Origin of the sequence: Desulfospira joergensenii DSM 10085 (assembly GCF_000420085.1) — a bacterium.
Classification (GTDB): domain Bacteria; phylum Desulfobacterota; class Desulfobacteria; order Desulfobacterales; family Desulfobacteraceae; genus Desulfospira; species Desulfospira joergensenii.
The window spans coordinates 1-19170 of sequence record NZ_ATUG01000001.1 but is presented as its reverse complement, the minus strand read 5'-3'; the positions used below and the strand labels follow the sequence as shown (position 1 = coordinate 19170).

General features: G+C 50.6%; 19 protein-coding genes, 1 rRNA gene and 1 other RNA gene. All 21 read left to right on the top strand.

The window, feature by feature from the left end; all coding sequences use genetic code 11:
- Positions 1–22 precede the first annotated feature (22 nt).
- Positions 23–901, top strand: coding sequence for a S66 peptidase family protein (locus F608_RS0100100; RefSeq protein ID WP_022663574.1), 879 nt, complete (start codon positions 23–25; stop codon positions 899–901).
- Between the two features lie 31 nt (positions 902–932).
- Positions 933–2012: a serine hydrolase domain-containing protein gene (locus tag F608_RS0100095; RefSeq protein WP_244154213.1), complete on the top strand. Its 1080-nt coding sequence runs from the start codon at positions 933–935 to the stop codon at positions 2010–2012.
- A gap of 116 nt (positions 2013–2128) precedes the next feature.
- Positions 2129–3175, top strand: coding sequence for a rod shape-determining protein (locus tag F608_RS0100090; protein ID WP_022663572.1), 1047 nt, complete (start codon positions 2129–2131; stop codon positions 3173–3175).
- 19 nt (positions 3176–3194) lie between these two features.
- Entirely contained in the window at positions 3195–3992 is a 798-nt protein-coding gene (gene mreC, locus F608_RS0100085) for a rod shape-determining protein MreC (RefSeq protein WP_022663571.1), read from the top strand.
- Positions 3993–4047: 55 nt separating this feature from the next.
- A complete protein-coding gene (locus tag F608_RS0100080) occupies positions 4048–4572 on the top strand; it encodes a hypothetical protein (RefSeq protein WP_022663570.1) in 525 nt (174 codons plus the stop codon).
- 1 nt (position 4573) lies between these two features.
- Entirely contained in the window at positions 4574–6436 is a 1863-nt protein-coding gene (gene mrdA / locus F608_RS0100075; protein ID WP_022663569.1) for a penicillin-binding protein 2, read from the top strand.
- Between the two features lie 40 nt (positions 6437–6476).
- Positions 6477–7583 (top strand): rod shape-determining protein RodA, encoded by a 1107-nt coding sequence (rodA, locus tag F608_RS0100070; RefSeq protein WP_022663568.1) that lies wholly within the window; start codon positions 6477–6479, stop codon positions 7581–7583.
- Positions 7584–7791: 208 nt separating this feature from the next.
- Positions 7792–8223 carry an ATP synthase F0 subunit B gene (locus F608_RS0100065; RefSeq protein ID WP_022663567.1) on the top strand — a complete coding sequence of 144 codons (432 nt, stop codon included), beginning with the start codon at positions 7792–7794 and terminating at the stop codon, positions 8221–8223.
- Complete coding sequence (locus tag F608_RS0100060; protein ID WP_022663566.1) at positions 8223–8819, top strand: F0F1 ATP synthase subunit B family protein; 597 nt, start codon at positions 8223–8225, stop codon at positions 8817–8819. Before F608_RS0100065 ends, F608_RS0100060 begins: the two co-directional genes overlap by 1 nt.
- Positions 8819–9370 carry an ATP synthase F1 subunit delta gene (gene atpH / locus F608_RS0100055; RefSeq protein ID WP_022663565.1) on the top strand — a complete coding sequence of 184 codons (552 nt, stop codon included), beginning with the start codon at positions 8819–8821 and terminating at the stop codon, positions 9368–9370. Before F608_RS0100060 ends, atpH begins: the two co-directional genes overlap by 1 nt.
- Positions 9370–10884: a F0F1 ATP synthase subunit alpha gene (atpA, locus tag F608_RS0100050; protein WP_022663564.1), complete on the top strand. Its 1515-nt coding sequence runs from the start codon at positions 9370–9372 to the stop codon at positions 10882–10884. The genes atpH and atpA overlap by 1 nt, the downstream gene beginning before the upstream one ends.
- A gap of 59 nt (positions 10885–10943) precedes the next feature.
- Positions 10944–11837, top strand: a complete 894-nt coding sequence (gene atpG, locus F608_RS0100045) for an ATP synthase F1 subunit gamma (RefSeq protein WP_022663563.1) — start codon at positions 10944–10946, stop codon at positions 11835–11837.
- Positions 11838–11881: 44 nt separating this feature from the next.
- A complete protein-coding gene (atpD, locus tag F608_RS0100040; RefSeq protein WP_022663562.1) occupies positions 11882–13288 on the top strand; it encodes a F0F1 ATP synthase subunit beta in 1407 nt (468 codons plus the stop codon).
- Between the two features lie 18 nt (positions 13289–13306).
- Positions 13307–13711 (top strand): F0F1 ATP synthase subunit epsilon, encoded by a 405-nt coding sequence (locus F608_RS0100035; RefSeq protein ID WP_022663561.1) that lies wholly within the window; start codon positions 13307–13309, stop codon positions 13709–13711.
- A gap of 120 nt (positions 13712–13831) precedes the next feature.
- On the top strand, positions 13832–14602 hold the full coding sequence (locus F608_RS0100030) for a sugar phosphate nucleotidyltransferase (protein ID WP_027362307.1): 771 nt from the start codon (positions 13832–13834) through the stop codon (positions 14600–14602).
- A gap of 54 nt (positions 14603–14656) precedes the next feature.
- A complete protein-coding gene (locus F608_RS0100025; protein WP_022663559.1) occupies positions 14657–14935 on the top strand; it encodes a hypothetical protein in 279 nt (92 codons plus the stop codon).
- A gap of 22 nt (positions 14936–14957) precedes the next feature.
- Positions 14958–15263, top strand: coding sequence for a cell division protein ZapA (locus tag F608_RS0100020; RefSeq protein ID WP_022663558.1), 306 nt, complete (start codon positions 14958–14960; stop codon positions 15261–15263).
- Positions 15264–15451, top strand: a non-coding RNA gene (gene ssrS, locus F608_RS35505) — 6S RNA.
- Positions 15452–15571: 120 nt separating this feature from the next.
- On the top strand, positions 15572–17137 hold the full coding sequence (gene rny / locus F608_RS0100015; protein ID WP_022663557.1) for a ribonuclease Y: 1566 nt from the start codon (positions 15572–15574) through the stop codon (positions 17135–17137).
- A 27-nt stretch (positions 17138–17164) separates the two neighbouring features.
- Positions 17165–18451, top strand: coding sequence for a tyrosine--tRNA ligase (tyrS, locus tag F608_RS0100010; protein ID WP_022663556.1), 1287 nt, complete (start codon positions 17165–17167; stop codon positions 18449–18451).
- 159 nt (positions 18452–18610) lie between these two features.
- Positions 18611–19170 (top strand): 16S ribosomal RNA (locus F608_RS0100005); the annotation flags it as partial.

The window sequence follows — 19170 nt, the reverse complement described above, 5'->3', positions numbered from 1 at the left end:
ACCCTTATGTGGAGAACTTGAAATGCCAGAGTTTCGACCCGTAAAACCCGGGGATACCATCGGGGTGGCCGCTCCTTCGGCCCGGTTTGAATCCGGCCGGTTTGAAAAGGGGGTAGCCCGCCTGGAGAACCTTGGGTTTAAGGTCCATGTACCCGAGGGGGTCTTTGAAAAAAAAAGGTATCTGGCAGGGGAAGACCCCCTTCGGGCCCGTATCCTCAATGATCTGTTCAAAGCTCCGGACATCAAGGGTATTATCGCTGCCCGGGGGGGATTCGGATCCATGAGAATGCTCGAGTATCTGGACTGGAAAAGCATTCAGGCTCATCCCAAGCCGGTTATCGGTTTCTCCGATGTCACGGCCCTGCTGAACAGCCTGATCCAGAGGGCCGGACTTGCCGGGATCCACGGGCCGAATCTGGTTTCCCTGGCAGATGCCTCTTCCCAGACCCTGTCCTCTTTTGTCCGGGCCCTGTCCAATCAACCCCTGGATATTGAACTGGAACAGGGAATCTGTCTGGCGCCGGGCAGGGCAGGGGGGATACTCAAAGGCGGCAACCTGGCCACCCTGGTCCACATGATCGGAACCCCGTATCCGCCTGATTTCAGCGGAGCGGTTTTATTCCTTGAGGACACGGGCGAGCCTGCTTATAAGATCGACAGGATGCTCTCCCAGATGAGGCTGGCCGGCCTTTTTAAAGGGATCCGGGCCCTGGTGGCCGGCTCCTTTGCGGATTGCAGGAATTCCGAGTATATCCCTGAAATTTTTTCAGAGATCTTTGAACCCTGTAATATCCCGGTACTCATGGGACTTAAATCGGGACACGGCCCCTGCAACCTTTCCCTTGTCATGGGCAGAAAGGTGGAGGTTGACGCCTCGGCCCGAACCATCAGGTGGGAGTAAGACAATGAGGTCCAATCCTGTCGGAGATATTATGGAAAACGGAGTCAGGGAATCCGTGTTTCCGGGAGGGGTTATCCTGGTGGCAAGGGGGAAGAAGATCCTCTTTCATGAAGCCTATGGTATGGCCGATCCCAAAGAAAACCGTAGGGTTAGAAAGGATTCGATCTTTGACCTGGCCTCCCTGACAAAGCCCCTGGCCACGGCAGCCCTCATCAATATCCTGGTGAAGCAAGGAAAACTCGGGCTGGAAACAAGACTGGGGGAGGTCATTCTCGAGGCCGGATCCGGCCCCAAAGCAGGGATTACCATTGATATGCTCCTGCGCCACACCTCGGGTCTGCCTCCATACCGGGAGTACTACAGATCCCTGATCCGCACCGGTGCCATGTCCCGTAGGGATCTGCGGAATATGATTTTAAAGGAACCCCTGGAAGGATCTCCCGGAAAACACCAGAATTACAGCGATCTTGGATACATGTTTCTGGCCTGGGTCATTGAAAGGCTTATGGAGTTGAGACTGGACCGGGCCGCAGCCCGGTTCATATATGAGCCCCTGGGCATCCGGGATCTTTTTTTTGTGGAACTCAAGGCCCGGGAAGGGGATGGGTTTGATAAACTACCGGTGAAGGAATCCGGTAATAAGCTTCGCATGGTATCCACCCAGTCCTGCCCCTGGCGGGGGAAAATCCTTACCGGTGAGGTGGATGACGACAATGCCTGGGCCGTGGGCGGAATCGAGGGACATGCCGGTCTTTTCGGGGATGCCCCGGCCATCCATGCCTTCTGCTGTGAGGTCCTGGACGGCTTGCACCACCGGTCATGCAAGGTCCTGAGTCCCGGGGTGCTGGCCTCTTTTGTAAAAAAATACAGGGGCCAGGACATGGTGGCCGGATTTGACAGTCCGTCACCGTCCCGGTCCTCTGCGGGCAGGTTTTTCTCCAGGGCCTCGGTGGGTCACCTGGGGTTTACCGGGACCTCTTTCTGGATCGATCCTGAGTCGGATTTTATCGTGATCCTCCTCACCAACCGGACCTATCCGTCCAGGGCCAATGAGGAGATCAAGAAGTTCCGCCCGAAAATTCATGATGCCGCGGCTTTGTTTTTTTTATAAAACTGATGCGACCCATCTTTTGTTCTTGTAAAAAAGATGCAATTTTGTTAGCAAATATCTTTTAGCAACCTTTTAAAAACGGACCAACCAACACACTATTTCTTGAAAGAGGTAAAATGAACTTTATAACAGACTCTTTACTCGGGGCTTTTTCCAATGACCTGGCCATTGATCTGGGTACGGCCAATACGCTTGTTTACGTTAAGGGAAAGGGGATTGTACTGAGCGAGCCCTCGGTTGTGGCCGTGAGAACGGACAAGCGGTCAAAGAACAAGGTCCTGGCAGTGGGTCTTGAAGCCAAGCGCATGCTTGGAAGGACTCCCGGGAACATAGTGGCCATAAGACCCATGAGAGACGGTGTGATTGCGGATTTTGAAGTGACCGAAGCCATGCTCAAGCACTTTATCCGGAAGGTTCATAACAATAGGAAAACTTTGGTCCGTCCCAGGATCATCATTGCCGTGCCTTCGGGCATCACCCAGGTTGAAAAACGGGCGGTCAGGGAATCTGCCGAATCAGCAGGGGCCAGGGAGGTCTTTCTCATTGAAGAACCCATGGCTGCCGCAATCGGAGCCGGCCTTCCCATTACCGAACCCACCTGCAACATGGTAGTGGATATCGGAGGGGGTACCACGGAAGTGGCCGTGATTTCCCTGGCCGGTGTGGTCTACACCCGTTCCCTTCGGGTGGCCGGGGACAAGATGGACTCTTCCATCAGCCAGCATATTAAACGCAAGTATAATTTACTCATCGGAGAACGCACAGCAGAGATCATCAAAACCACCATCGGAAACGCCTATCCGGATATGGAAAACCTTGAGACCATTGAAGTCAAGGGAAGGGATCTTGTCTCGGGTATTCCCAAGATCCTGGCCATTGATTCCGAAGAGGTGCGGGTGGCCATATCCGAACAGATCGATGCCATTGTCGAGACCGTGCGCATTGCCCTGGAACAGACCCCGCCGGAACTGGCCGCCGACATTGTCGATTCCGGGATTGTTCTCACCGGAGGCGGGGCATTGTTGAAAAATCTTGACAAGCTTCTCCGGGAGAAAAGCGGTCTTCCCATTGTGGTCACGGAGGACCCCCTGTCAACGGTGGCCCTTGGGTGCGGCAAGGCGCTGGACTGCATTGATATCCTTAGAGAAGTGGTCATAAGCTGATCGAATGTTTTCACGGAAAATGTTTATCTTTATCGGCCTGGCAGTTTTTCTTGCCGTCAACCTGACGGTGATTACCCTGACAAGCCGCCAGACCGTGCCTGCCACGGGTCTGGAAAGATTTGCCATTACCCTGACTTCCCCCTTTCAATTTTTGTTTACCCGCACCGTGGGAATTGCCGAGTCCCTGTGGCAGACCTACTTCATGTCGGTCCATGCAGTGGAGGAAAATAAAGACCTCAGGTTAAAACTCTCCCGGACCATGGAAATCCAGAACCGGAATGAAGAACTGGAACTTGAAAATTCCAGATTGAAAAAACTGGTCAATTTTACCCGGTCGGTTTCAGACACCTATGTGGCGGCCCAGGTCATTGCCAGGGACCCCTCTCCCTGGTTTAAAACCATCATGATCGACAAGGGCGGGAATGACGGACTGGAAAAAGGAGCCCCTGTCCTGGTTTCCGAAGGGATCGTGGGGCAGATCACCAAGGTGGCGGACAGCTTTTCCAGGGTCTTGCTCATCATTGACCGGAACTCGGCAGTGGATGCCCTGGTTCAGAATACCCGGGTTCGGGGGATGGTAAAGGGAAGCAACAAAGACACCTGCACCTTTGTCTACGCCCTGAGAAAAGATGTGGTCAAACCCGGTGAGATGATTGTTTCATCCGGGCTGGATCAGGTCTTTCCCAAGGGCTTGAAAATAGGCCGCATACTCGACGTAAAAAAGGAACACTCCCAGCTTTTCCAGGATATCACCATTGAGACCAGTGTTGATTTTGACAAACTGGAAGAGGTGCTTGTGTTAAAAAATGGAGACTGACCCCCTTGGCAGATTTCAAGGGCTTTTGCATGTACAATGAACGGAACATCCTTGAATGAACCTTGCTTTTTTCATCATATCGGCTCTTTTTTTTATCATCGTTCAGACCATTGTCCTGCCTTCGTTTCCATGGTTTTCCCACTGCTTTGATCTGGTCACCGTCAATATCATATTTTTAAGCCTGCTCTATTCCCATTACGGGGTCCTGGCCGCCGTTATCCTGATGGGCCTGATCATGGACAGTATTTCAGGATGTGCCTTTTTCTACCATGTCTTTTCCTATGCCTGGATTTATCTGGTCATCCAGTTGCTCAAACAATTTGTCTTCCAGAAAAGTGTGGTCTTTATTCTGGTGATCAGTATGGTTTCCGTCATCATCCAGCAGGCCCTGATTTTTTTTTCCATATTCATCATCCAGGGCAGGGCCTCCCAGACCGACTTTTCCATGCTGCTCAACCAGATCATATGGGCCCTGATCGTCATTCCGCCCAGCCTCTGGCTCCTCAACCTATCCAGGAGTCAATGGCATATTGCGGGCCATACCCTTAAAAAGAACATCATACGGAAATACAGGGATTAATTTGGGCAGTTTAACCAAAAATCAGGACAGGGACTGGCTCAAACAGAGACTCATGGGAGTGAGCCTTTTCATTCTCATGATTTTTGTCCTTTTGTTTTTGAGATTGATTTACCTTCAGCTCATCAAGGGAGAGGAGTTTCGGCGTCTGTCTGAAACCAATTGTATCCGGCTCAAGAGCATTAAATCCTCCAGGGGGCTGATCTATGACAGGAATATGAAACTGCTGGTGGACAACCGCCCGGCCTTTGATCTGAATATCGTTCTGGAGGATGCCCGTCCATTGGAGGAAACGGTCCAAAAGCTTTCCTCCCTGATCCGGGTTCCCTTTGAGGATTTGATGGAAAATATCTCCAAGGCGGGAAGGTCGGCCTTTTACAAACCCATCACCCTGGAAAAAGACGTTTCAAGGGATCAGCTGGCCATTGTAGAGGCCCATAAGTTTGATTTGCCCGGCATCCAGATCGATATTGAGCCCACCCGTCATTATATCTACCCCAAAACCGCCTCCCATCTTCTCGGTTATCTGGGACAGATCAACCGGGAAGAACTCGATTCCGGGAAATACCCCAACGTGAAAGCCCAGGATGCCATTGGCCGGTACGGGATTGAAAAGAGCTTTGAATTCTTTCTCCAGGGAAGGAGGGGAGGGCGCCAGGTGGAGGTGGACGTCAACGGCAGGGTGATCAAGGAACTCGAACGGGTGGAGCCTGTTTCGGGAAACGACCTTTACCTCTCCCTGGATCTGGAACTTCAGCAGACGGCCGAAAAACTGCTTGAGGGCCAGCAGGGATCCGTGGTTGCCCTTGATCCTACCAACGGGGACGTGCTGGTCATGGCCAGTGCCCCGGGGTTTGACCAGAATGATTTTATCGGGGGGATCTCCACAAAGAAATGGAGGGCCCTCATGGATGACCCGGGCCGGCCCATGAACAACAAGGCCATCCAGGCCGAGTATCCCCCGGCATCGACCTATAAGATTCTCACCACCCTGGCCGCCCTGGAAGAAAAGGTGATTGATCCGCACACCACCACGTTCTGTCCGGGATTTTACCGGTTCGGCAACCGGCGTTACAATTGCTGGAGCAAATACGGTCATGGCGATTTGTCTGTGGTGGATGCCCTGACCCAATCCTGCGATGTCTTTTATTACCAGGCCGGGGAAAAGCTGGGGGTGGACAAACTGGCCCAGTACGCCAGGGGATGCGGACTCGGCCAGCGGACCGGAGTCGATCTCGACCATGAAAGGTCCGGCCTGATTCCCACGGCTGCCTGGAAAAAGAAACGGTTCAAAGAACCCTGGCAGGCCGGAGAAACCCTATCCATCAGCATCGGCCAGGGGTTTAACCTGGTGACCCCGATGCAGATGGCCGTATTCATCGCAGCCGTGGGAAACCGCGGGACCCTTTACAAACCCAGGGTTGTAAAATCCATTATGGACACCAAGGGCAATGTGATCAAGAAAATAGAGCCCGAGATCATCGGAGGCCTGCCCGCCGGCGAGGACACTCTGGATCTGGTGAGAAAAGGGCTTTATCAGGTTGTCCAGGGAAACCGGGGTACGGCAAGGGGCATCCGGATAAAGGGAGTGGATATCTCGGGAAAAACCGGTACTGCCCAGGTCTTCTCCAGAAAAAAGGGGGAGAAATTCGACAATGAAAGCCTTGGCCGGGAGTTGCAGGACCATGCCTGGTTTGTCTGCTATGCCCCTTCCGAAGATCCGAAGATTGCCATTTCCGTGATCATTGAGCACGGGGAGCATGGGTCCAGCACGGCTGCACCTGTTGCCGGGGCATTGATCCGGCAGTACCTGGGAGTTGACGGGTCCGGGGGAGACGAAAAAATAAAGGAGGATATTCCTGAATAACTCCGGTTTTTTATACCGGGCGTTTTAACGGGACAGACCTATGTTTGACAGGCGGCTGATAGAAAATTTCGATTGGGGATTCCTGGTGGTGGTTCTGCTCATAGGAGGAGCCGGCCTGGTCATTCTCTACTCTGCAGTGACCGCAGGGTATGGGGAGAGCGGCATTCATTATCTGTTCAAGAAACAGGTGATCTGGATGGGGGCCGGGTTTCTGGTGATGCTGAGCATCCTGGTGATCGATTTCAGGCAGTTTGACAAACTAAATTCTCTGATCTACGGACTCTGCGTGGCCATGCTCATCGCTGTTCAGGTTTTCGGTCACACGGGCGGCGGTTCCCAACGCTGGCTTGTGCTGGGCGCCATCCGGGTCCAGCCCTCGGAACTCATGAAAATCGCCCTGATTATCAGCCTGGCGTCCCTCTACTCCAATATTGTCTCCCAGGAGGGGCTGGGATTTAGAAATCTTGTAAAGCCGGCGGTGATATGTCTGATTCCCTTCTGTCTCATCGTTATCCAGCCGGATCTGGGAACCGGGCTTCTTCTTCTGCTCATCGCCGGGTCCATCACCCTGTTCATTAAAGTTGAAAAACGGGTGTTTTTTACCTTTCTGGGGCTGGGTCTGCTCATCGTTCCCCTGGTCTGGTTTGTGGGGCTCAAGGACTATCAGAAAATGAGGATCATGACCTTTCTCGATCCGGACCGGGACCCCCTGGGTGCCGGTTACCACATTATCCAGTCAAAGATTGCCATTGGTTCGGGCATGATCACGGGCAAGGGGTTCCTGCAGGGGACACAGAACGCCCTTTCCTTTCTTCCGGAGCAGCACACGGATTTTATTCTTTCGGTCCTTGCCGAAGAGTGGGGTCTCATGGGATGCAGCGTGCTCTTGATCCTCTACTTTATCCTTCTTTTCTGGGGACTCAATATCGCCTATACCTGCCGTTCCATGTTCGGGTCGATTCTCGCCTTTGGGGTGACCATCATGATTTTCTGGCAGATTTTCATCAATATCGGAATGGTCATGGGGCTCATGCCCGTGGTGGGAGTTCCCCTGCCTCTGGTGTCCTACGGGGGATCCTCGGTGATTACGAATATGGCGGGATTCGGCATCCTTTTAAATATCAGCATGCGCAAATTTTCAGGCTAGTAAAGGGGCGATATCATCCGGATAAACAGGCCGTCGCAAAGGGCTTGTCAGGGGCCCAAAGTTTTTATTATTCCGTGTTGACAAATTATTACCCTAGTGGTACTCAAGTCACGATTTATGCTGAATTTAAGGCTGTTTTGGCGAAAAACAGCCGGTAAGATATAAGTAGTTGATTTTTTTATAATTATTAACTGGCGGAGGGAATTTTATGATAACTGTTATCCCTGATATATCCTTATTATATCAGATGATTAATTTCCTTATCCTCCTCTTTGTCCTGAACCTGGTTCTGTACAGACCCATCCGTAATGTTCTTCTGGAAAGAAAAGCAAAAGTGGAAGACCTTGAAAATGGTGTAGACAAGGCTTCTTCTGATCTGTCTTCCCAGAAGGAATCGTACAAAGACGGTCTGAAACAGGCCAGGACCCAGGGCCTAAAAGAGAAGGATGCCTTCATTGAAGAGGCATCCCAGGAGGAAAAGGAGATAATCGAGCAGATCAACAAGAAAGCTCAGGCCAATCTTGCACAGATCAAGGAACAGGTTGCAGGAGAGACCGAGCAGGCCCGAAAAGCCCTGGAGGGTGAGGTTGAGGCGTTTGCCAAGGCCATCGGCGAAAAGATCTTGGGGAGGGCCTGCTGATGAAAAATTTTAATCCCAAAAGGCAATGTTTGAAGATTGCAGGTATTGCGGCGGCTCTTGTGGCCGGTATCTGCTCCCTTGTCTGGGCATCTACGGAAGGCGGTCATGGCGGAGTTCATAACAGCTGGCTGACCGTTGATACCTGGAAAGTGTTGAATTTCGGCATTCTTGCCGTAGCCTTGTTCGTTATCGGTAAAAAGCCTGTTAAAGAGTTCTTCTCATCCCGTGCCAAGAGCATCGAGGATGAGCTGAACGAACTGGAACAGAAAAAAGCCGAGGCTGTAAAAGAACTGGCTGAGTACCAGGCCAAGTTCAGGAATCTGGACCAGGAATCCAAGCAGATTGTTGAAGATTATATTCAACAGGGCCAGGATGCCAAGAAAAGAATCCTGGCCGAAGCCGAAGCTCAGGCGGCAAAACTGGAAGATATGGCCAAACGGAATATCGAACAGGAGTTCAAGGCTGCCCGGACTCAGCTCCAACAGGAAATTGCTGAAAAGGCCATGGAAAAGGCTGAAGAAATCATTAAAGGATCCATCTCGTCTGAAGATCAGGATAAACTTGTTGACGATTATTTGAAAAAGGTGGTGGCATAATGAAAAATTTAGCAGTTTCAAGGCGTTATGCCAAGGCATTGATTCTTATCGGCCAGGAGGACGGCCAGGCGGAACAATACAACGAAGAACTGAAATCCCTGGTCGGTCTTTTTGATACCCAGGAAGGGTTTGAAAAGGCATTGATCAATCCCCTGTTTAACAAAAACGACAGAAAAAAGGTGCTTGAAGCGGTTTTGGCCGCCATTGACCCCTCTGCCGTGATGAAGTCATTTATGATTCTCTTGTTTGACAAGGGCAGAATCGGTTTTTTAAGGGAAATCGCCTCGTATTACAATGATCTGGCCGACGAACTCAAGGGAGTGGTCAAGGCCAGTATCGTCTCTGCAACCGAACTCTCGTCGGAGGCAGTGGAAAAAATCAAAGGCGCCCTGTCTAAAAAGACCGGTAAAACTATTGTTCTGAATGTTGAGCAGGATCCAAGCCTTATCGGCGGTGTAGTTACAAAAATTGGCGATCTTGTTCTGGATGGCAGCGTGAAAACTCAGCTGATCAATATGAGGGAAACTTTAAATAAAGGTGAGAGTGTCTAATGGAAATTAAAGCAGAAGAAATAAGCCAGATAATAAAAGATCAGATCAAAGGATTTGATGCCGAGGTTGATCTGAGTGAGACAGGTGTCGTTCTTTCTGCGGGTGATGGTATTGCCCGTGTATATGGTCTGGAAAAGGTCAAGGCAATGGAGCTGGTCGAGTTTCCCGGTGGAATCCTGGGCCTTGCCCTGAACCTTGAAGCAGACAACGTGGGTGTGGCCATCCTGGGAGATGACAAGGTCATCAAGGAAGGCGATGTGGTAAAAAGAACCGACCGTATTGCATCCGTTCCCGTGGGCGAGGCCCTTCTGGGACGAGTCGTCACCACCACGGGCGAGCCTGTTGACGGTAAGGGACCCATTAATTCCGATATCTACATGAACATGGAGCTGGTTGCTCCGGGTGTTATTGCCAGAAAGTCCGTACATGAACCCTGCTACACCGGTGCCAAGGCAGTCGACGGAATGACACCGGTTGGCCGCGGTCAGCGTGAGCTCATCATCGGTGACCGTCAGATCGGGAAGACTGCCGTGGCCGTTGATGCCATCCTTGCCCAGAAAGAAACGGACATGAAGTGCATCTACGTGGCCTGCGGTCAGAAAAAATCTACTGTTGCCCAGGTTGTTGCTGCCCTTGAAGAGCATGGTGCCATGGAATACACCACAGTTGTTGTGGCTTCCGCGTCTGAATCTGCTGCCATGCAGTACCTGGCTCCCTACGCCGGCTGCGCCATGGCTGAGTACTTCAGGGATAAAGGTGAGCATTCCCTGATCATCTACGACGATCTTTCAAAACAGGCGGTTGCCTATCGTCAGGTGTCATTGCTGCTGAGACGTCCGCCGGGACGTGAGGCCTTTCCCGGTGATATTTTCTACAACCATTCCCGTCTGCTTGAGAGATCTGCAAAACTGAGTGATGAGAAAGGTGCCGGTTCAATGACTGCCCTTCCCATTATTGAAACCCAGGAAGGGGACGTATCTGCATTTATCCCGACCAACGTTATCTCCATTACCGACGGTCAGATTTTTCTGGACAAAGACCTTTTCTTCGCCGGTATCCGGCCGGCCATTGATGTTGGGCTTTCCGTATCCAGGGTTGGCGGCGCCGCCCAGGTAAAGGCCATGAAACAGGTGGCGGGTACCCTTCGTCTGGATCTGGCCCAGTTCCGGGAACTGGAAGCCTTTGCCGCATTCGGTTCCGATCTTGATGCTGCCACCCAGAAACAGCTGACCCGTGGAGAGAGACTGGTTGAACTGCTCAAACAGCCTCAGTTTAAACCCCTGCCCATGGAAAAAATGGTAACAGCCCTTTATGCCGGCACCAAAGGGTATATTGATAAATATCCCAGAGAAGCGGTTGCCAAGTATGAAGAAGGTCTGTATGTCTTTGTTGAAAACAGATTTCCTGAAGTGTTCTCCGGTTTGAAAGAAAAACAGGAGATCACCGCAGACATCGAAGCCAAACTCAAAGAGTGCCTGGAAGCCTATGACGAAGAGTTCAAGGAGACCGTTTAAGGGTCTTTGGGAATTGTCGTGAAAATTAATATAAATAATAGGCTTGAAAGGTAGATCATATGGCTACATTAAAAGAAGTACAATCGAAAATAGTCAGTGTAAAAAAGACTAAACAGATTACCTCTGCCATGAAAATGGTCGCCACTTCAAGATTGCGCGGTGCACAGAACTCAATGGAGCAGTTTAAGCCCTATGCCTCTAAATTTTCAGAGGTTCTGGGCAGTATTGCCGGCAAATCCGGCGGTGATGCAAGCCCCCTGCTGGTTCCCCGCGAAGAAGTTAAAAAGGTGGCCCTGATTCTCTGTACATCGGACAGAGGTCTTTGTGGCGGTTTTAACAATAATCTGATTGATAAAGCTGAAAAATTTGTTAACTCCGAGCTTGAGGGTAAGGATGTTTCTTTTTACTGTTTTGGTAAAAAGGGTAGAGACTGGGCAAAGAAAGGTCCTGTCCCCATTGATGAGCAATACATCGGTGTGGTGGGCGGATCTGTTGAGTTCTCAGTGGCATCCACCTCCGGGCAAAAACTGATTGACAGTTTCCTTGAAGGAGCTGTTGATGAAGTATATCTGATTTATTCCGAGTTCCAAAGCATGGCACGCCAGGTGGCGACTCTCAAACAGATTCTTCCCATTCCCTCCCTTGACGAGATGGTGGAAGAAAAAGAAGTGGTCCAGGACGATGCGTTTCTTCCGGAACACATTTGTGAGCCTTCTTCTGAAGCGCTTTTGAGTGAAATGCTGCCAAAGAATATTTTTATTCAGATATATGATGCGCTGCTTCAGACCAGCACCAGCGAGCATGCCGCCCGTATGCGGGCCATGGAAAATGCAACCAAGGCATGCGAAGACATGGTGGATGAGCTCCAGACCATATTCAATAAAACAAGACAGGCCGGTATTACAGCCGATCTGATGGATATTGTCGGCGGTGCAGAGGCACTTAAGGGATAAATTAGGTTACTTTAATAGATAAAACAGCTTTTAAGGAGAAAAAAATGGCTGAAAATATAGGAAAAATAGCACAGGTCCTCGGTGCTGTCATTGATGTTGAGTTTGAGCCCGGAAACCTTCCTCCGGTCTTAACCGCCCTGACCGTAACTAACCCCACCATCGGTGACGAGGAAGATAACCTTGTCGTTGAGGTTGCCCAGCATCTGGGTGACAATGTGGTTCGCTGCATTGGTATGGATGTCACCGATGGTCTTCAGAGAGGAATGCCCGTAAAGGATACAGGTTCCCCCATCATGATGCCTGTTGGCGAAGCATCTCTTGGCCGGGTCCTCAATGTTGTGGGCAAACCTGTTGACGGTCTGGGTGAGATTTCCCAGGAAAATATGCTGCCCATTCACAGGCATGCACCCAAGTTTACCGAGCAGGATACAACGGTTAAGGTTCTTGAAACCGGTGTAAAGGTTATCGATCTTCTGGTTCCCTTCCCCCGGGGTGGTAAAATGGGGATGTTCGGTGGTGCCGGTGTGGGTAAAACCGTTATCATGATGGAAATGGTTCACAACATCGCCATGCAGCACGGTGGTATTTCTGTTTTCGGCGGCGTAGGTGAGAGAACCCGTGAGGGGAATGACCTGTACCATGAGATGAAAGACTCCGGCGTTCTTCCCAAATGCGCCCTGGTATACGGCCAGATGACTGAACCTCCCGGAGCCCGTGCACGGGTTGCCCTGTCTGCCCTGACCTGTGCCGAGTATTTCCGTGATGTGGAAGGCCAGGATGTGCTTCTCTTTGTGGATAATATCTTCCGTTTCACCCAGGCCGGTGCAGAAGTTTCCGCCACCCTGGGTCGTATGCCTTCTGCTGTTGGGTATCAGCCCACTCTGGCCGTTGACATGGGTGAGCTTCAGGAACGGATCACATCAACGGATAAAGGGTCCATTACAGCGGTTCAGTGCGTTTACGTACCTGCCGATGACTTGACCGACCCTGCCCCTGCCACGACCTTTGCCCATCTTGACGGAACCGTTGTTCTGTCCCGTCAGATTGCAGAGCTGGGTATCTACCCTGCTGTGGACCCCCTTGACTCCACCTCCAGGATCCTGGATGCAGCCTACATCGGTGAAGAGCACTACGGGGTTGCCCGGGTGGTTCAGCAGACCCTGCAAAAATATAAAGAGCTTCAGGACATCATCGCCATCCTGGGTATGGATGAGCTGTCTGACGAAGATAAGATCACGGTTCAGCGCGCCAGGAAACTGCAGAAGTTCCTGTCCCAGCCTTTCCATGTTGCAGAGACTTTTACCGGCATGCCGGGTAAATTTGTAAAGGTTGAGGATACGGTAAGATCATTCAAGGAGATCATCGACGGCAAACATGACGATCTTCCTGAGAATGCTTTTTATATGGTCGGTTCAATTGAAGAGGCCATTGAAAAGGCTAAATCCGCTTAATTAATTCGGAGGAATATTATGGCCGAGAAACTGATTCTTGAGGTCGTAACCCCTCAGAAAGCAGTGGTGAGTGAAGAGGCTCAGATTGTTGTGGCGCCAGGTTCGGAAGGTGAATTTGGAGTTCTCAAGGGGCATACGACCTTCCTGACTTCTCTGAACATAGGGACCATGCGATATGAAGATGCCAGTGGAAAAGAGAGGTATCTTTTTGTCAACGGAGGGTTTGCCGAGGTGCTGCCGGATAAGGTGACCATTTTGGCTGAATCTGCTGAAAGACGGAAAGATATCGACCTTGACCGGGCAGAAGAGGCCAGGCAACGGGCTGAAAAACGGCTGGCAGATCAGTCTGAGAAAGTCGATATTGCCCGGGCCGAGGCTGCCTTGAGAAGAGCCGTACATCGGATATCAATCAAAAACATATAGAAGCATGAGCAGAATGGGGTAACCTCTGTTTTGATTCTGTAGCCTTAAAAGGGAATGCTTTCCCAATCAAAGCATTCCCTTTTTTTGTTTTCCCAATCAATAGGACACAATTTATGAGCCATGAACAATATGAATACCTATAATAAGTTGGCAGTGATTGTTCTCGCAGCAGGCAAGGGAACCCGGATGAAGTCGGACCTGGCCAAGGTGCTTCACAAGGTGGCCGGCAAAAGCATGGTGAATCATGTGATTGGGTGCGCCCGGAAACTTGCCCCGGAGCATATCCACGTGGTGGTGGGACACCAGGCCGGCAAGGTGAAAGAGGATATCGAAAAATATTTTAAGGTGGGCTTTTCCCTTCAAAAAGAGCTGAAAGGAACCGGAGATGCGGTGAGATCCGCTCTTCCCGACCTGGCCGATCCCATTGAAGACGTCCTGGTTTTGTGCGGGGATGTCCCTTTGATACAGGAAGACACCCTGGGCCGTCTGGTCAAAGACCATATTCGGGAGAGGGCCCGGGTCACCGTGCTGGCCGTTGATGTGGAAAACCCGTTGGGATACGGACGCATCGTCCTGGATGAACAGAAGAATATGGTCTGTATCCGGGAAGAGGCAGACGCAAATGAAGATGAAAAAGAGATCAAAAAGGTAAACACCGGGATCTATTGTTTTAACAGGGCCTTTCTTGTGTCGGCCATTGATCAAATCAAACCGGACAACAATCAGGCGGAATATTACCTCACCGATCTGGTTGAAATTGCCCGGAGCCAGGGAGATAAAATTCATGTGGTTTCCATGGATGATCCGCGCCAGGTCATCGGCGTGAATACCCTGGATGAGCTGACCACAGCCGGGGCCCTGATTCTCCAGCTTGAAAATGAATTATCTTGACTTTGAGCAAGATTCTGAACTATACTGAATACCGACTAAAGGCTTTGTGGGACTATGAAATTGGATAATGAACTCATTAAAAACAGGTTTGATGACATTGGGCTTAAAGTCGATGCGATGATTGATCTTTGCCAAAGGCTTCAGGAGGAGAAAACCCAGATGCTTTCAAGGATAAAAGAACTTGAGGCAGAGTTAAAGGAGAGGCAGGAAACAGAAATACAAATCTCTGAGCAGGACGCCTTGATTCAATCAAAGATTGACGGACTTTTGACAAAACTGGATGATTTTGGAAATGAACAGCCCTCTGATCGTTCACTCAACCTGGGGCCCTAAAAAGTAGAGCAAAGGAATTTCATTGGATGAAATTGTTAAAATTGATCTTTTCGGTGAGGAGTTCAGATTCAAACCCGATGAGAAGGTAAAGAATCCGGACAGGGTTGCACAAGATTTAGAGGCGTATATAGACCAAGCCCAGGACCTGGTAAAGAACAAATCAGGTGCCAGAAACAAGCTGATCATCCTTCTTCTGGCCGCCATGAACCTGTCCCGGGATTACCACGAATTGAAACTGCAACATACCCAGCTTGAGAAAGATGTGGAAAAAAAGATTTCATCACTGATATATAAAATTGAAAAAGGACTTGATAAACAAAAACCTTAAAAACCCCTGCAATGTGCGTGATTGTACGACAGACTTTGTCCCAACGCATTGTAAAAAGGGAGTCCACCCTTATGCTGGTGTGCAGGTTCCTGACTGCAAGGAAAAGCCTAAAGGCATAATTGGACGCCCACCTTTTGGACCAACGGTTCAAAGCCTATTAAAGCAACACGGCAGCCTGTGGGGGTAATTGTCCTTCCAATATTTTTATTGCCCTGCCTTAAGAATCATTATCCCATTCCATATTTTCATGAAGTGATGCCGAATACCTGTATTGGCGGCATTGCCATAACAATCTTAGGAGATCTTTAATGGAATATATAGTAATCCTTTCTTTGATCATAGCGGTGTTGCTGGGGTTGGGTGTGGCTGGTATCTTAATATTAAAGAAAAAGGTCAGCCGGGAAAATCTCAACCTTGAAGAAGAACAGAGCAGGCTCATTGAAGAGGCAAAAAGAAAAGCGGAAACACTTTTAAAGGAAGCAAAACTGGAAGCCAAATCCAGGCTCCTGGAAATGAAAAGTGATTTTGATACTGAAACGGAAGAGACCCGTGCCGAACTCAAGACCGAGGCCCGCCGGCTTTCGAAAAAGAGCGAAAAATTAGATGTATTGGAGGATCAGTTTTCCAAGCGGGAGGCTGAGCTCCAGAAAAAAGAAAAAGAGACCGGCCGGAAGTTCGATACTGCCACCAGAAAAGAAAAAGAGTACTCAGTCCTTTTGGAGGAGACCAAAAAAGAACTTGAGAAAGTGTCCGGTCTTACCCTGGAAGAGGCAAAGGCCCTGCTGCTCAAGGCCATGGAAGAGGAGGCCAAGCATGAAGGTGCCAAGCTGATCAAGAAGATCACCTCCGAGGCAAAGGAAAAGGCAGACAAGGAAGCCAAGAAGATCATATCCACGTCCATCCAGCGCTATGCCGGTGAGTATGTGGCCGAAAGAACCGTTTCCGTGGTCCATCTGCCCGGCGATGAGATGAAGGGCAGGATCATCGGCAGGGAAGGGCGCAACATCCGGGCCCTTGAGGCTGCCACAGGCATTGATCTTATTATCGATGACACACCCGAGGCCGTGATCCTCTCCGGGTTCAACCCGGTCCGGAGGGAGGTGGCCAGACTCTCCCTTGAGAAGTTGATTTCAGACGGCAGGATCCATCCTGCCAGGATTGAAGATGTGGTGGAAAGGGCTGCCGAAGAGGTGGATCAGACCATTAAAGAGTCCGGGGAACAGGCTGCTTTTGACCTGGGTGTCCACGGAATCGATCCCGAGTTGATCAAGGTGATCGGCAAGTTGAAGTTCAGGACCTCCTATGCCCAGAACGTTCTCCAGCATTCGGTTGAGGTGGCTTTTTTGTCCGGCGTAATTGCCGCGGAACTGGGCCTTGACGTCAAACTCTCCAAGCGGATGGGGCTGCTCCACGATATCGGCAAGGCTGTTGACCATGAGGTGGACGGTGCCCATGCCATTATCGGGGCCAAGCTGGCCAAAAAATACGGGGAGTCCGAAGCCGTAGTCAATGCCATTGCCGCCCATCATGAAGACAGAATGCCGGAATCGGTTTACGATTTCATTGTCCAGGCGGCCGACGCCCTGTCCGGGGCCCGGCCCGGTGCCAGAAAAGAGAGTCTTGAAAATTATGTCAAGCGTCTTGAAGATCTGGAAAATATAGCCAATGCATTTGACGGGGTTATCAATACCTATGCCATCCAGGCCGGTCGTGAGATACGGGTGATCACGGAAAGCGAAAAGATCAGCGATGAAGATGCCGTGCTTCTTTCCAGGGATATTGCCCGGCAGATCGAAGAGAATTTAACCTTTCCGGGACAGGTAAAGGTGGTGGTGATCCGGGAGACCCGGGCGGTGGAGTACACCAAGAAATAAAAAAACATTTCCAAAGGATCAGCTAACATGAGCGTGTTGGACATATTAAAAGACCGCGGGTTTATCGACGCAACCACCCATACCCAGGAATTGGAAGAATACCTGGCCAACAACCGGGCCACCTGTTATATCGGGTTTGACCCGACCGCCTCAAGTCTTCATGTGGGAAGCCTGGTCTGCATCATGGCTCTGGCCCATATGCAGAGAAACGGGCACAGACCTGTGGGGCTTGTGGGGGGAGGAACCGGTCTGATCGGAGATCCTTCCGGGAAAACCGAGCTGCGTAAGGTCCTGACCCAGGAAGAGATCAATGAGAACAAGGCCGGGATCCGGAAACAATTGGAACGGTTCATTGATTTCTCCGAAGACCGGGCCCTGATGATCGATAATGCAGAGTGGTTGACCCAACTGGAATATATTCCTTTTTTACGGGATATCGGCCGCCATTTTTCCGTCAACCGGATGGTTAAAGCGGAGAGCTACAAGGCCAGGATGGATTCCGAAGACGGCCTGACCTTTATCGAGTTCAACTACATGCTTCTCCAGGCCTATGACTTTATGGTTTTGGCAAAGGAAAAGGACTGTCTCCTTCAGATGGGGGGCAGTGACCAGTGGGGCAATATCGTGGCAGGGATTGATCTGATCCGCCGGACCCTTGGAAAGCAGGCCTTCGGCATCACCTTTCCCCTGATCACCACGGCCAGTGGAATTAAAATGGGAAAAACCCATAAGGGAGCGGTCTGGCTGGATCCAAACCGATTTTCTCCCTATGATTATTACCAGTTCTGGGTCAATGCCGATGATGCGGATGTGGTCCGCTTTCTTAAGCTGTTCACCTTTCTTGATTTGCCGGAAATTGAAGCCGTGGACAAGCTCCAGGGAGCCGACCTGAACAAGGCCAAGGTGGTCCTGGCCTATGAGGCCACCGGGATCGCCCATGGCCGGGATGAGGCCGTCAAAGCCTTAAAGGCGTCCGTGGCCATGTTCGGCAGCATTGAAATCCCGGAAGAGCTTCTTCCGGGCAGTTCAATCCCCAGGGGAATCCATTCTGCAGAGGACGCAGACTCCGTACCCTCTTCCAGCCTCATCCACGGGGATGTGGTGGATACGCTTCCCGTGGTGGATCTTTTTGTCCAGACCCAACTCTGCAAATCCAAATCCGATGCAAGGCGTCTGATCCAGCAGGGCGGGGCCTATATCAACGGAGACCGGGTGGCCGAATCGGGTCAGCTCATCCGGGAAAATGATGTCAGGGATGATGAAATCCTGATCCGGGCGGGCAAGAAAAAATACCATAAAATTATTTTGGCATGATGGTAAATATCAATTGACAACCATTTCTAATGCCTGTATATTATCTTGGTTTTTTGGTCACGGAAAATTGTGACCTCAGGTTTGATCTTTGAAAATTGGTCAGTGAAGAAGTTTTGAAGCGGGTCTTGAAAAGACCTTAAAGTTTTAGTTAAAGGATTATAACTGGAGAGTTTGATCCTGGCTCAGAATGAACGCTGGCGGCGTGCTTAACACATGCAAGTCGAACGAGAAAGGGATTGCTTGCAATCCTGAGTAGAGTGGCGCACGGGTGAGTAACACGTAGATAATCTACCCACAAGCCCGGAATAACTATTCGAAAGGATAGCTAATACCGGATGAAGTTTGTTTACACAAGTAGACAAATGAAAGATTGCCTCTTCCTGAAAGCAATTGTTTGTGGATGAGTTTGCGGACCATTAGCTTGTTGGTGGGGTAAAGGCCCACCAAGGCTGCGATGGTTAGCTGGTCTGAGAGGATGATCAGTCACACTGGAACTGGAACACGGTCCAGACTCCTACGGGAGGCAGCAGTGAGGAATTTTGCGCAATGGGGGCAACCCTGACGCAGCAACGCCGCGTGAGTGAAGAAGGCCTTTGGGTCGTAAAGCTCTGTCAACAAGGAAGAAGTTAAGATTGTTTAATAGATGATCTTATTGACGGTACTTGTGGAGGAAGCGCCGGCTAACTCCGTGCCAGCAGCCGCGGTAACACGGGGGGCGC